This is a genomic window from Pseudomonas cavernae (genome assembly GCF_003595175.1).
In the GTDB taxonomy this organism is placed as follows: Bacteria; Pseudomonadota; Gammaproteobacteria; order Pseudomonadales; family Pseudomonadaceae; genus Aquipseudomonas; species Aquipseudomonas cavernae.
The window spans coordinates 249,391-262,153 of sequence record NZ_CP032419.1; the positions used below are offsets into that span (position 1 = coordinate 249,391).

At 69.5% G+C, this 12,763-nt stretch carries 12 protein-coding genes; 10 read left to right on the forward strand and 2 right to left on the reverse strand.

The window, feature by feature from the left end; translation table 11 throughout:
* Positions 1 to 7 precede the first annotated feature (7 nt).
* A complete protein-coding gene (locus tag D3880_RS01155; RefSeq protein WP_119891712.1) occupies positions 8 to 859 on the forward strand; it encodes a DUF6929 family protein in 852 nt (283 codons plus the stop codon).
* Here the strand turns inward: D3880_RS01155 and D3880_RS01160 are convergent.
* A complete protein-coding gene (locus D3880_RS01160; protein WP_119891713.1) occupies positions 856 to 1,602 on the reverse strand; it encodes an NRDE family protein in 747 nt (248 codons plus the stop codon). The two genes, D3880_RS01155 and D3880_RS01160, sit on opposite strands and share 4 nt — an antisense overlap.
* A gap of 152 nt (positions 1,603 to 1,754) precedes the next feature.
* On the opposite strand from D3880_RS01160, the gene D3880_RS01165 reads away from it, so the two are divergent.
* The 9 genes from D3880_RS01165 (at position 1,755) to D3880_RS01205 (ending at position 11,196) form a co-directional block, all read left to right on the forward strand.
* Positions 1,755 to 2,537 carry a sulfite exporter TauE/SafE family protein gene (locus D3880_RS01165; RefSeq protein WP_119891714.1) on the forward strand — a complete coding sequence of 261 codons (783 nt, stop codon included), beginning with the start codon at positions 1,755 to 1,757 and terminating at the stop codon, positions 2,535 to 2,537.
* Positions 2,538 to 2,546: 9 nt separating this feature from the next.
* Positions 2,547 to 3,350 (forward strand): prolipoprotein diacylglyceryl transferase, encoded by an 804-nt coding sequence (lgt, locus tag D3880_RS01170; RefSeq protein ID WP_119891715.1) that lies wholly within the window; start codon positions 2,547 to 2,549, stop codon positions 3,348 to 3,350.
* Complete coding sequence (locus D3880_RS01175; protein ID WP_119891716.1) at positions 3,347 to 4,141, forward strand: thymidylate synthase; 795 nt, start codon at positions 3,347 to 3,349, stop codon at positions 4,139 to 4,141. Before lgt ends, D3880_RS01175 begins: the two co-directional genes overlap by 4 nt.
* 14 nt (positions 4,142 to 4,155) lie before the next feature.
* Positions 4,156 to 5,016: a LysR family transcriptional regulator gene (locus D3880_RS01180; RefSeq protein ID WP_119891717.1), complete on the forward strand. Its 861-nt coding sequence runs from the start codon at positions 4,156 to 4,158 to the stop codon at positions 5,014 to 5,016.
* 249 nt (positions 5,017 to 5,265) lie between these two features.
* The gene (locus tag D3880_RS01185; protein ID WP_119891718.1) at positions 5,266 to 6,321 is read left to right on the forward strand and encodes a putative 2-aminoethylphosphonate ABC transporter ATP-binding protein; all 1,056 of its coding nucleotides are present in this window, start codon (positions 5,266 to 5,268) and stop codon (positions 6,319 to 6,321) included.
* Between the two features lie 13 nt (positions 6,322 to 6,334).
* Entirely contained in the window at positions 6,335 to 8,041 is a 1,707-nt protein-coding gene (locus tag D3880_RS01190) for a putative 2-aminoethylphosphonate ABC transporter permease subunit (protein WP_238474392.1), read from the forward strand.
* A gap of 38 nt (positions 8,042 to 8,079) precedes the next feature.
* Positions 8,080 to 9,099: a putative 2-aminoethylphosphonate ABC transporter substrate-binding protein gene (locus D3880_RS01195; protein WP_119891720.1), complete on the forward strand. Its 1,020-nt coding sequence runs from the start codon at positions 8,080 to 8,082 to the stop codon at positions 9,097 to 9,099.
* A gap of 236 nt (positions 9,100 to 9,335) precedes the next feature.
* A complete protein-coding gene (locus tag D3880_RS01200) occupies positions 9,336 to 10,484 on the forward strand; it encodes a TIGR03364 family FAD-dependent oxidoreductase (RefSeq protein WP_119891721.1) in 1,149 nt (382 codons plus the stop codon).
* 145 nt (positions 10,485 to 10,629) lie between these two features.
* A complete protein-coding gene (locus D3880_RS01205) occupies positions 10,630 to 11,196 on the forward strand; it encodes a phosphonate degradation HD-domain oxygenase (protein WP_119891722.1) in 567 nt (188 codons plus the stop codon).
* A 178-nt stretch (positions 11,197 to 11,374) separates the two neighbouring features.
* Here D3880_RS01205 and D3880_RS01210 read toward each other — a convergent pair whose 3' ends face one another.
* Positions 11,375 to 12,748 (reverse strand): DUF3482 domain-containing protein, encoded by a 1,374-nt coding sequence (locus D3880_RS01210; RefSeq protein WP_119891723.1) that lies wholly within the window; start codon positions 12,746 to 12,748, stop codon positions 11,375 to 11,377.
* Positions 12,749 to 12,763: the final 15 nt, after the last annotated feature.

Consider the following 12,763-nt stretch of genomic DNA (forward strand, 5'->3'; position numbering starts at 1 on the left):
CGGGGCGATGAGCGATCACCCCAGTCTCTCCCTCACCCATCTGGCCGACCTGCAGCTGTCGGCGGCCAGCGCCTTGGTGTGCCAGGGCGACAGCCTGTGGCTGGTGGCCGACGACGCCCTGGTCCTGCAGCGCTACAGCCTGAGCGGTGCGCCCCGCGAGGAGATCGTCCTGCTGGTGGGCGAATTGCCGCGCGAGGCCGCCGAACGCAAGGCGTACAAGGCGGATTTCGAGGCGCTGCTCCAGTTGTCGGATGACGCCCTGCTGGCGCTGGGCTCCGGCTCGACCGCTCGGCGCCGGCGCGGCTGCCTGATCCAGGCGGGCCAGGTGCGGCGCGTCGATCTCAGTCCGCTCTACCTCGAGCTGGAGCAGCACTTTGCCGAGCTGAACGTCGAGGGCGCGCTGGTGCTGGGCGAGCAGCTGCTGCTGGCGCAACGCGGCAACGGCGCGACGGCCCAGAACGCGTTGGTTTTTCTCGATCTGCCCCAGGTCTTGACCGATCTCGCCGCCGGCCAGCTGAGCGCGGCGGCGCTGCGGCGGATCTTGCCGCTGGCGTTGGGAGCGCTGGACGGCGTGCCGCTGGGTCTCACCGATCTGGCGCTCGACCCGCAGGGCCGGCTGTATTTCAGTGCGGCCGCCGAGGCCAGTGCTTCCACCTATCTGGACGGCGCCTGCGCCGGCAGCCTGCTCGGACGTCTCGATCAAGACTTCCGCATCGCCTGGCGGGCACGCCTCGCGCCGTCGGCGAAGATCGAAGGGCTGGCCTTCCAGGCCGACGGTCGTCTGTTGCTGGTCGCCGATGCGGATGACCCGCAGCGGCCGGCACCGCTGTTTGCCCTGGATGGCCTGAGCGGAGGCTAGAGTCGCAAGCTGACCTCGCCCAGATGCGCGCCATAGGGGCCGAAGCTGCGCTCGACCAGGGTCTGGGTGCCGTCGGCGCGGCGGATCAGGGCGGTGCTGGCGCGGGTGCCGTAGTTCGGGCTGGCGATGAACATGCTCGACAGCAGGCGTTCGGTGGCGAGGCCGACACCGGTGTCTGGCAGGGCACTGTCGGCGGCCGCTTGAGCATCGCCGAGCAGCTCCAGCAGCGCCTGCGGCTGAGCCGCGTCGAGGCAGGCGGCGAGGCCGGCCTTGGCCCGCTGCAGCTTCGGCCAGGGCGTATCCAGGCTGGCGTTGGATAACCCGTAGAGCCCGGGCGCCAGGCGCTGTGGCTGGCCCTCATGGGAGTTCAGGTAGCAGAGCTGGTCGGCATCGCCGACCAGCAGGTTGAAGCCGCTGTAGGCGTCCGCTCGCGCCGCCACCTCGGCCAGATAGCTGCTCGGGCTCAGCCGGCCACGGAGGAACTGCGCCACCAGCTCGCCGCGCGAGTGTCGGCCCAGCGGCTGGCCAGGCTTGCGGATATTGGTCAGCGCGGCGAAGCGGCCGTTGACGGTGACCCCCAGCCAGGTGCCGCCGGCCTCCAGATCGCGCCCGGCATGCAGGCCCGGCGCATCCTCCCAGGCGGCCAGCGGCAGGCTCGGGCGGGCATAGAACTCGTCGCGGTTGGCCGCGACCACCAGCGGTAGAGCGTGGTCGGGGCGCCAGGCGAAGACAATCAGGCACATCAGGCAGTTTTCCAGAGGGCGAAGTTCAGAGCATAAAGGCTGCGCGGCGGTGCGGCGAGGGTTCGATGGGTGCGTCCGCGGCCAGTCGATCACCTGCGGTGGAGGCGGCTGGGCGCATCCGTTACCATGCCGGATCGTTTTCGGGGGTGTCGATGGAATTCCTGCTGTATTTGCTGCTGGGCGCCGGCGCGGGCGTGCTGGCCGGGCTGTTCGGCGTCGGTGGCGGGATGATCATCGTGCCGGTGTTGGTGTTCAGCTTCAGCGCCCAGGGTTTCGATCCGGCGATTCTCACCCACATGGCGGTCGGCACCTCGCTGGCCAGCATCATCTTCACCTCGGTCAACTCGGTGCTCGAACACCAGCGCAAGGGCGCGGTGAACTGGACGGTGTTCGCCTGGATGGCGCTGGGTATCCTGGTCGGCGCCGGCCTCGGCGCGCTGACCGCCAAGGCGATCGCCGGGCCCATGCTGCAGAGGATCATCGGCATATTCGCCATCAGCATCGCCGTGCAGATGGCCTTCGAGCTGCGCCCCAAGGCCAGCGGCGGCCTGCCCGGCAAGCCCGGGCTGAGCGCGGCCGGTGGCGTGGTCGGCTGGGCCTCGGCGATCTTCGGCATCGGCGGCGGCTCGCTGACCGTGCCCCTCCTGGTCTGGCGCGGACAGAGCATGCAGCAGGCGGTGGCCACTTCGGCGGCCTGTGGTCTGCCGATTGCCTTGGTCGGCGCCCTGAGCTTTATGCTATTGGGCTGGCACAGCCCGAGCCTGCCACAGTGGAGCCTGGGCTTCGTCTATCTGCCGGCGCTGGTCGGTATCGCGGCCGCCAGCATGCCGTTCGCCCGCGTCGGCGCGCGCTTGGCACATCGGCTGCCGCAACGGGTACTCAAGCGCCTGTTCGCCCTGTTGCTGTTGAGTGTTGGTCTGAACTTTCTGATTTAAGGAGTAGTGATGCTGCCTTACCCGCAGATCGACCCGGTGGCGATTGCCCTCGGTCCGCTGAAAATCCACTGGTACGGCCTGATGTACCTGGTCGGCATCGGCGGCGCCTGGTGGCTGGCGTCGCGCCGGCTTAAGGCCTTCGATCCGGCCTGGAGCAAGGAGAAACTCTCCGACCTGGTGTTCTGGGTGGCCATGGGGGTGATCCTCGGCGGCCGCCTCGGCTACGTGCTGTTCTATGACCTGTCGGCCTACGTCGCCAACCCGCTGCTGATCTTCGAGGTGTGGAAGGGCGGCATGTCGTTCCACGGCGGCTTCATCGGCGTGATGCTGGCGACCTGGTGGTTCGGCAAGCGCAACGGCAAGAGCTTCTTCGCGCTGATGGACTTCATCGCCCCGCTGGTACCCATCGGCCTGGGCGCCGGGCGCATCGGCAACTTCATCAACGCCGAGCTGTGGGGCAAGGCTACCGACCTGCCCTGGGCCATGATCTTTCCCACCGACCCGCAGCAGCTGCCGCGCCATCCCTCGCAGCTGTATCAGTTCGCCCTCGAGGGCGTGGCGCTGTTCGTCATCCTCTGGTTGTTCTCGCGTAAGCCGCGGCCGACCATGGCGGTGTCCGGCGTGTTCGCCCTGTGCTACGGGCTGTTCCGCTTCGCCGTCGAGTTCGTTCGCGTGCCGGATGCTCAGCTCGGCTATCTGGCCTTCGGCTGGCTGACCATGGGCCAGGTGCTGTGCCTGCCGATGATCCTCGGCGGCATCGCCCTGATCGTCATCGCTTACAAGCGCCAGGCGGCGCCAGGAGTTGCCGGATGAAACAATATCTCGACCTGATGCGCCTGGTGCGCGACACCGGCACCTTCAAGAGCGACCGCACCGGCACCGGCACCTACTCGGTGTTCGGCCACCAGATGCGCTTCAATCTGGCCGACGGTTTCCCGCTGGTGACCACCAAGAAGTGCCACCTGCGCTCGATCATCGTCGAGCTGCTGTGGTTCCTCCAGGGCGACACCAACATCAAGTACCTCAAGGACCACGGCGTCAGCATCTGGGACGAGTGGGCCGACGATAACGGCGACCTCGGCCCGGTGTACGGCTACCAGTGGCGTAGCTGGCCGGCGCCGAACGGCGCGGCGATCGACCAGATCGGCAAGGTTGTCGAGATGATCAAGAAGAGCCCGGACTCGCGGCGGCTGATCGTCTCCGCCTGGAACCCGGCGCTGGTCGACGAGATGGCCCTGCCGCCGTGCCACGCGCTGTTCCAGTTCTATGTCGCCGACGGCAAGCTCAGCTGCCAGCTGTACCAGCGCTCGGCCGACATCTTCCTCGGCGTGCCGTTCAACATCGCCAGCTACGCGCTGCTGACCCTGATGGTCGCCCAGGTCTGCGACCTTGCGCCTGGCGAGTTCATCTGGACCGGCGGCGACTGCCACCTGTACGCCAACCATATCGAGCAGGCCGACCTGCAGCTGACCCGCGAGCCGCTGCCGCTGCCGACCATGAAGCTCAATCCGGCGGTCAAGGACCTGTTCGCCTTCCGCTTCGAGGACTTCGAGCTGGTCGGCTACCAGGCGCACCCGCATATCAAGGCGCCGGTCGCCGTTTAGCGCGGAGCGCGGCCATGCTCGCCGAGCTGAAGGCCTTCTACACCGTCGCCCGCCTGGGCAGCGTGACCCAGGCGGCGAAGAAGCTCAGCCTCAGCCAGCCGACGGTGACCACCCAGATCCGCAACCTCGAGAGCCAGTACGGCGTCGAGCTGTTCTACCGAGGCGGCCGTGGCCTGAGCCTGAGCGAGGAGGGCGCGCGGCTGCTGCCGCTGGTCAAGGACCTGCTGCAGCGCGAGGCCGACATCGACTTCCACCTGCGCAACGCCGGCCAGCTGCAGGGCCGCCTGCGCATCGGCGCCACCGCGCCCTATTACGTCCTCGACCTGATCAAGCTGTTCCGCGAGCGCTTGCCGCAGATCGCCGTGTCGGTGGAGATCGGCAACTCGCAGCAGGTGCTCGAGGCGCTGGAGGAGTACCGCGTCGATCTGGCCGCCTCCTCGCAACTGCTCGACGACGCGCGCCTGACCCGCCTGCACCTGGGCCGCGATCCGCTGGTGCTGGCGGTGCACCGCGCGCATCCGCTGGCGGCGCAGACCTCGGTGCCGCTGAGTGCGCTGAGCGGCCATTGCCTGCTGCTGCGCGAGGCCGGCTCGACCACCCGCCAGCTCACCGAGGCCATGCTCCGTGACGCCGGCGTGGCGCTCGGCCCGCTGCTGGAGATCGGCAGCCGCGAGTCGATCCGCGAGGCGGTGCTGCGCAACATCGGCGTCAGCATCATCGCCCGCCACGAGGTGCCGGATAACCCCGAGCTGCGGGTGATCGAGCTGCAGGGCGCGGCGCAGATCGACGAATACCTCTATTGCCTCAAGGAGCGCCGCCAGGCGCGCCTGCCGGCGGCGTTTTTGGCGCTGGCGCGGGAGTTGGCGGGCGCCTGAGCAACGCCACTTCATCCGGGCTGCGGTAGCTGACGCTTTTGTAGGTTGGGTTGAGTCGCGGAGCGACGATACCCAACAGCGCGCCCCGTTGGGTATCGCTGCGCTCAACCCAACCTACGGACCTGCGTCCGCCACATCCCCCAAAAATCCCAATCCCCCTATCGCCGGCTTTTGCCTCGCTGCCACATAGCCTTCGCATTCGCGCTCTAGCATGACCCTCGTCGCGTAACGTTCCACGAGGTCGTCAGCATGTCCAGTTCAGTCCCCGCCGCCCATTTGCAGGTGCGTGGTATCCACAAGCGCTTCGGCGCCTTCACCGCGCTCGATGGGGTGTCGCTAGACGTCGCCCAGGGCGAGCTGGTGTGCCTGCTCGGCCCCTCCGGTTGCGGCAAGACCACGCTGCTGCGCTGCATCGCCGGCCTCGAGCGCCAGGACGGCGGCAGCCTGCACAGCGGTGCGCGCGACATCTCGAGCCTGCCGCCGCAGGCGCGCGACTACGGCATCCTGTTCCAGTCCTACGCGCTGTTCCCCAACCTGACGGTGGCGCAGAACATCGGTTACGGCCTGAACAACCTCAGCCGCGACGAGCAGCGCGCGCGGGTGGCGGAAATGCTCGAGCTGGTCGACCTGGCCGGCAGCGAGCAGAAATATCCCGGTCAGCTCTCCGGCGGCCAGCAGCAGCGGGTCGCCATGGCCCGCGCGCTGGCGCCGGCGCCGTCGCTGCTGCTGCTCGATGAGCCGATGTCGGCGCTGGATGCGCGGGTGCGCGAGCATCTGTGCGGCGAGTTGCGCCAGCTGCAGCAGCGCCTCGACATCACCACCCTGATGGTCACCCACAACCAGGACGAGGCCATGCTGATGGCCGACCGCATCGCGGTGATGAACCACGGCCGCATCGAGCAGTACGCCAGCCCCCAAGAACTCTACTGCCAGCCGGCCACGCCGTTCGTCGCCGAGTTCGTCGGCCAGGGCAACTGGCTGCCGTTCGAGCGCGACGGCCAGGGTCAGGCCTGCATCGGCGGTCAGCCGGTGCAGCTGAGCGACAGCCGCGGCGGCATGCGCGGCCGGCTGTTCTGCCGCCCGGAGGCGATCGGCGTCAATCCGGCCAGCCATGCCGACAACCGCTTCCGCGCCCAGGTGCGCGAGATCACCTTCCTCGGCAACCGCTGCCGGATGAGCTTCGAGCTGGCGCAGCTGCCCGGCCATGCGCTGCTCGCCGAGCTGGCGCCGGAGCACATGCCGCAGCTGGCCGGCCCGGAGATCTGGGTGTCGCTGCCGCCGCGCAGCCTGCAGGTGTTCGCCTGAGATGGAACGCGCGATGAAGATCAGCCCGCTGTTGCCGTTGCGCGTGGCGCGCGGCGATCTGGGCGACCGCCTGTTCGTCGTTGGCGGCCAATGGCTGCTGCTGGTGCTGCTGACCGGCGCCGTGCTGCTGCCGCTGCTGGCGATCTTCTGGCGCGGCTTCAGCGCCGAGGCCGGGCAGGGCGGCGGCCTGCTCGCCGCGCGCGAGCTGCTGGCCAGCGCCAACTTCCACTGGCTGCTCGGCAACAGCCTCAAGGTCTCGCTCTGCGTGGCGCTGATCGTGGTGCCGCTGGCCTACCTGTTCGCCTATGCCCTGCAACGCACGCGGATTCCGGCCAAGGGCCTGTGGCGCGGCATCTCGCTGCTGCCGCTGCTGGCGCCGTCGATGCTGCCGGGCATCGCCCTGATCTACCTGTTCGGCAACCAGGGCGTGCTGCGCGGGCTGTTCGCCGACAACATCTACGGTTTCTGGGGCATCGTCCTCGGCGAGGCCATCTACACCTTCCCGCATGCGCTGATGATCCTCCTCTCGGCGCTGGCGCTGGCCGATGCGCGCCTGTTCGACGCCGCCTCGAGCATGGGCGCCTCGCCCTGGAAGGCGTTTCGCAGCATCACCTGGCCGGGCAGCCGCCAGGGCGTGTTCGCCGCCTTCTGCCTGGTGTTCACCCTGTGCATCACCGACTTCGGCGTGCCGGTGGTGGTTGGCGGTGATTATCAGGTGCTGGCGCTGGAAGCCTACAAGGCGGTGGTCGGCCAGCAGCAGTTCGGCCGCGGCGCGCTGATCGGCATGGTCCTGCTGGTGCCGGCGCTGTTCAGCTTCGCCGTCGACCTGTGGCTGCGCCGCCGTCAGCGCGAGGCCATGAGCGGCCGCGCCCAGGTGTTCCAGCCGCAGCCGGCGCGTCGCCGCGATGCGGCCTTCCTGCTCCTCGTCGGCCTGCTGTGCAGCGTGCTGCTGCTGGTGTTCGGCATGGCGGTGTATTCCTCGCTGGTACGGTTCTGGCCCTACGACCTCAGCCTGGCGCTGGATCACTACAGCTTCGCCGACCTGCCCGGCGGCTGGCTGGCCTACCGCAACAGCCTGCTGCTGGCGGCCGGCACCGCGCTGTTCGGCAGCCTGCTGATCTTCACCGGCGCCTACCTGATCGAGAAGACCCGCCAGAGCGCCTTGACCCAGGCCCTGCGCCTGCTCAGCTTCGTGCCGATGGCGGTGCCCGGCCTGGTTCTCGGCCTCGGCTACGTGTTCTTCTTCAACCTGCCGAGCAACCCGCTGAGCGGCCTGTACGGCAGCCTGAGCCTGCTGGTGGTGTGCACCATCGCCCACTTTCTGACCACCGCGCAGCTGACCGCCAGCACCGCGCTGCGCCAGCTCGACGGCGAGTTCGAGGCCGCCGCGCTGTCGCTGAAGATGCCGCTGTACCGCCACTACCTGCGCGTCACCCTGCCGATCTGCCTGCCGGCGCTGCTCGACATCGTCCGCTACCTGTTCGTCTCGGCGATGACCACGGTGTCGGCGGCGATCTTCCTCTACAGCCCGGACAGCCTGCTCGCCGCCGTCGCCGTGCTGAACATGGACGACGCCGGCAACGTCGGCGGCGCCGCCGCCATGTCGACCCTGATCCTGCTCACCTCGGCCGCCGTCTCGCTGCTGCTGGCCTGGGCCTCGCGCGGTCTGTTGCGCCGCTCGCAGGCCTGGCGCCACGGCGGCGCGCCGGCGATCGCCTGAATCCACCCTGCCAAACCAACACCGTCTAGGAGCTCCGCATGTTCAAACGCACCGCCGTCGCCGCCGCCCTGCTTGCCGGCATCAGCCTGCAGGCCAGCGCCGCCACCGAGCTGACCGTGTACACCGCCCTCGAGGTCGAGCAACTCAAGGCCTACAAGGAAGCCTTCGAGAAGCGGCACCCGGACATCGAGATCAAGTGGGTGCGCGACTCCACCGGCATCATCACCGCCAAGCTGCTGGCCGAGAAGGAGCGCCCGCAGGCCGACGCGGTGTGGGGCCTGGCCGGCTCCAGCCTGGCCATCCTCGACCAGCAGGGCATGCTGCAGCCCTACGCCCCGGCCAACCTCGGCCAGATCGGCGCCAACTACCGCGACGCCGCCAACCCGCCGGCCTGGGTCGGCATGGACGTGTGGGCGGCGACCATCTGCTTCAACACGGTGGAAGCCGAGAAGCAGGGCCTGCCCAAGCCGACCAAGTGGGAAGACCTGACCAACCCGGTGTACCAGGGCAAGATCGTCATGCCCAACCCGGCGTCCTCGGGCACCGGCTACCTCGATGTCAGCGCCTGGCTGCAGACCTTCGGCGAGGCCCAGGGCTGGGCCTACATGGACAAGCTGCACGCCAACATCGGCCAGTACACCCATTCCGGCTCCAAGCCGTGCAAGCTGGCCGCCGCCGGCGAGTTCCCGATCGGCATCTCCTTCGAATACCCGGCCGTGCAGCTCAAGCGCAAGGGCGCGCCGCTGGACGTGGTGCTGCCCAAGGAAGGCTTGGGCTGGGAAATCGAGGCCACCGGCATCATCAAGGGCACCGAGCATCAGGCGGCGGCGCAGAAGCTCGCCGACTTCTCCGCCAGCCGCGAGGCCATGGACCTGTACAAGGCCAACTTCGCCGTGCTCGCCCAGCCGGGCATCGCCGAGCGCTTCCAGGAACTGCCGGCCGACTACGAGCAGCGCCTGATCAAGAACGACTTCGCCTGGGCCTCGAAGAACCGCGACAGCATCCTCGCCGAGTGGCGCAAGCGCTACGACGGCAAGTCCGAGCCGGTGGTGCAGTAAGAAAAGCGCCCTCTCCCTAACCCTCTCCCGTAAACGGGAGAGGGGATAAGAGCGCTCCGTGCCCGCCCACTGCGCGGAGCTGGCGTATGAGCTCCCCTCGCCCATTTATGGGAGAGGGGCCGGGGGAGAGGGAAAACCCGCGAGCACCCTCTTTCAAGCCCGTAGCCTGCACCAACGCCCTCGCTCCTTGGGAGAGGGGCGGGGGCGAGCTTGCCCAAGATTCCAAGGAATTCTCCATGACCCAACACGACTGCGACATCGCCATAGTCGGCGCCGGCATCCTCGGTCTGTCCCACGCCCATGCCGCCGCCCGCCGCGGCCTGCGCGTGCGGGTCTACGAGCGCAGCGGCACGCCGCTCGGCGCCTCGATCCGCAACTTCGGCCAGGCCCTGGTCAGCGGCCAGCCGCCCGGCCCGATGCTCGACCTGGCCCGCGCCAGCCGCGCGATCTGGGGCGGCTGGGCAGCTGCTGCGAATTTTTCGCTGCTGCGCAACGGCGTGCTGCTGTTCGCCCGCACGCAAGCCGAGGAGGCGCTGCTCGAGGCCTTCTGCGCCGGCCGCGCCGTCGAACACGGCTACCGCGCCGAACTTCTGCGCGGCGCGCCGCTGGCCGCCCTGTACGCCGGCCGTTTCCGTCACCACCGCGCCGCCCTGCACGGCCTGGACGACCAGCAGCTGTATTCGCGCGAGGCGATCCCGGCGCTGATCGAGCATCTGCGCCGCGACCTCGGCGTCGCGTTCCACTTCTCCACCCTGGTCCGCGAGGTCGAGCCGGGCCTGCTGCAGACCACCGCCGGGCGCTGCACGGCGCGGCAGATCCTGGTTTGCTCCGGCCACGACTACCAGACCCTGCTGGCTGACCATTTCGCCGCACTGCAGCCGCAGGTGTGCCGCCTGCAGATGCTGCGCGTGCGCCCGCCGGCCGACTTCGGCCTGCGCCACGCCGTGCTCACCGGCCTCAGTTGCGTGCACTACGGCGCCTTCGCCGACCTGCCGGAGGCGGCGGCGGTGCAGGCGGAGATCCGCCGCCAGCGGCCGGAGCTGGAAGCGCACGGCATCCATCTGCTGGTCAGCCCGACCCCGCATGGCGAGCTGATCGTCGGTGATTCGCATCATTACGGCAGCGATGCCGCGCCGTTCAATGCCGAGGAGGTCGACGAGCTGATGCTCGGCCTGGCCGAACACACCCTGGCCACCCCGCTGAAGGTGCTCGAGCGCTGGCAGGGTGTGTATGGCGCGCGCGGCGCCGAGCCGTTCTCCGTCGTGCGCGCGGCGCCCGGCGTCACCGCCGTGCTGATGCGCAGCGGCGTCGGCATGAGCGTCGGTCCGGCGCTCGGCGAGCGCACTGTCGCCGCGCTGCTCGGTGAGGGTGATTGGCCTGCCTAGACGCTTTTTTGTAGGCTGGCTTAGCCGCGCCGCGGTGTAACCCACCGGCGGCGCTCCCCGGCCACGCGGCGAGTCGCCGTGGGGCGCTTTTTGGGCTATCGCTGCGCTCCCCCCAACCTACCTGTCGAACCTCGGAAATACCGCCATGTCCAGTGCCGAACCACGCCTCGCCGAGCTTTTCGCCCTCTACGCACAACACGGCAGCGCCGACTACATCGGCGAGCCGGTGTCGCAACTCGAACACATGTCCCAGGCCGCGCAACTGGCGCTGGCCGAGGGCGCCGACGACGAGCTGGTGTTGGCCGCCTTCTTCCATGACCTCGGCCATCTCTGCGGCCTGCGCACCGCGGCCAACGACATGGGCGGCTACGGCGTGCGCAGCCACGAAAAGCTCGGCGCCGATTACCTGCGCGCGCTGGGCTTCGGCGAACGCCTGGCGCGGCTGGTGGAAAACCATGTGCAGGCCAAGCGTTACCTGTGCTTCAAGGAGCCGGCCTATTTCGCCCGCTTGAGCGAGGCGAGCATCTGCACCCTCGGTTACCAGGGCGGGGTGATGAGCGCGGACGAGGCGGCGGCCTTCGAGCGCGACCCGCTGTTCGCCGCCAGCCTGCGCCTGCGCGGCTGGGACGAACAGGCCAAACTGACCGGTGTGCCGCCGCTCGATCTCGCCGCGCTGCAGGCCATGGCGCTGCGCTTGCTCAAGCGGAGTTGAGGTGCATGGCTGGGGTCGCCACCTCTAAGGCGGCTTCGCATCTCCGTTGTGTGCGTCACCCGCAAGACCTAGGTGCTTTGGGAGGCTGGGTTAGCCGCGCAGCGGGGTAACCCAGCGGGGCGCTTCCGGCCTCCGCGCACGCCGACCCTGCGGCGCGCTGGGCAGCTTGCCACCCGCCCTAGGCTTGCAGCAGGCGCTGCGCCAGCGCGGCGATCTGCTCCTGGCGTTCGGCCTGCTCCAGGCGCGCACCGGGGTTGAGCGCCGACCACTGGGGGTGCGCGCGCGCCTTGCCCAGCGCCTCCGGCAGCTTGCCGCTGCGCCAGCTCGACTCCTGCGGCGCGCTCAGCTTGATCGCCTCCTGCGCGGCATGCCCGCGGGCTTCCAGGGCTTGCAACAGCTGCTGCTGACGCAGCGCGAGCAGGCGCAGCACGGCGTCGTCGACGCTCAGCTCGCGCCGGCCCTTGAGCTTGCCGAGCAGGCGCTGGCCGTAGTGGCGGGCGGTCTGCGCGCCGCCGCCGGCAATGGCGCCGAGCAGCGCGGCGGCGCCGAGGGTGACGCCGCCGACCAGCAGGTCGACCCCGGCGCCGGCCGCCGCGCCGGCGGCGATCCCGCCGCCGAGCTGCAGGCCCAGTTGCTTGAGGGTTTCCGGGTTGAACAGGTCGTCGCCCCAGCGGCCGTCCAGCAGCGGTAGCTCGCCGGCGTGGGCATCGTCCTCGCGGAAGGCGTACAGGCGCAGCAGCGCCTCCACGCACTGCTGTTCGCGCTGACGGATACCCTGGTGCAGGTCATGCAGTGCGTCCTGTTCCAACGCTGGCTGGGCGGCGACGCTGCGCCGGCAGGCGGCGGCATCGACTAGCAGCTCGGCGACCAGCCGGGCGCCGCTGTCCCGCCGGGCCAGGACCTGTGCCTCGTGATCGGCGATCAGTCGTTCCAGCGGCGCCCGTGCCGGCTCCAGCAGCAGCGCCAGGCTCTCGTACAGGCGCCGTTCGCCGTCCAGCGGCGGCGCCACGGTGTCGAAGCGCACCAGTGCGTGCAGGCCCAGGCGGGCCAGCGCTTGACGCCAGTCGCTCTCGCGCTGCTGTTCGCTGTGGACGAAATTGAGCACCGGCAGCAGCGGCTTGCCGCAGCCGGCCAGCACCGCCAGTTCGTCGCGGTACTTGGCCAGCACCGGCTCGCGGGCGTCGATCACGTACAGGCCGGCGTCCGAGGCGAGCAACTGGCGCAGCACCTTGGCCTCCTGTTCGAAGCGCTGGCGCGCCTCGCTGCCGTCGAGAAAGCGCGCCAGCCGCGCCGGGCCGTCCAGACGTTCGCCCGGCCGGTCGAGGCGCTCGAGGTAGGCGAGCAGGGCGATGGCGTCTTCTAGGCCGGGGGTGTCGTACAGCTCCAGCAGCGCCTCGCCGGCCACCGACAGGCGCGCGCCCTCGACGTGGCGGGTGGTGCTGGGCCGGTGCGACACCTCGCCGAAGCCGACGTCGCGGGTCAGGGTGCGCAGCAGCGAGGTCTTGCCGACGTTGGTGTGGCCGACCACGGCGAGCTTCAGCGGCTTGCTCATGGGCGGCCCTCTCCC

What these genes read in the sequence shown, in the direction of transcription:
- D3880_RS01155 (WP_119891712.1), top strand. Translation starts at nt 8, where the DNA reads ATGAGCGATCACCCCAGTCTCTCCCTCACCCATCTGGCCGACCTGCAG.
- D3880_RS01160 (WP_119891713.1), bottom strand. Translation starts at nt 1,602, where the DNA reads ATGTGCCTGATTGTCTTCGCCTGGCGCCCCGACCACGCTCTACCGCTG.
- D3880_RS01165 (WP_119891714.1), top strand. Translation starts at nt 1,755, where the DNA reads ATGGAATTCCTGCTGTATTTGCTGCTGGGCGCCGGCGCGGGCGTGCTG.
- lgt (WP_119891715.1), top strand. Translation starts at nt 2,547, where the DNA reads ATGCTGCCTTACCCGCAGATCGACCCGGTGGCGATTGCCCTCGGTCCG.
- D3880_RS01175 (WP_119891716.1), top strand. Translation starts at nt 3,347, where the DNA reads ATGAAACAATATCTCGACCTGATGCGCCTGGTGCGCGACACCGGCACC.
- D3880_RS01180 (WP_119891717.1), top strand. Translation starts at nt 4,156, where the DNA reads ATGCTCGCCGAGCTGAAGGCCTTCTACACCGTCGCCCGCCTGGGCAGC.
- D3880_RS01185 (WP_119891718.1), top strand. Translation starts at nt 5,266, where the DNA reads ATGTCCAGTTCAGTCCCCGCCGCCCATTTGCAGGTGCGTGGTATCCAC.
- D3880_RS01190 (WP_238474392.1), top strand. Translation starts at nt 6,335, where the DNA reads ATGAAGATCAGCCCGCTGTTGCCGTTGCGCGTGGCGCGCGGCGATCTG.
- D3880_RS01195 (WP_119891720.1), top strand. Translation starts at nt 8,080, where the DNA reads ATGTTCAAACGCACCGCCGTCGCCGCCGCCCTGCTTGCCGGCATCAGC.
- D3880_RS01200 (WP_119891721.1), top strand. Translation starts at nt 9,336, where the DNA reads ATGACCCAACACGACTGCGACATCGCCATAGTCGGCGCCGGCATCCTC.
- D3880_RS01205 (WP_119891722.1), top strand. Translation starts at nt 10,630, where the DNA reads ATGTCCAGTGCCGAACCACGCCTCGCCGAGCTTTTCGCCCTCTACGCA.
- D3880_RS01210 (WP_119891723.1), bottom strand. Translation starts at nt 12,748, where the DNA reads ATGAGCAAGCCGCTGAAGCTCGCCGTGGTCGGCCACACCAACGTCGGC.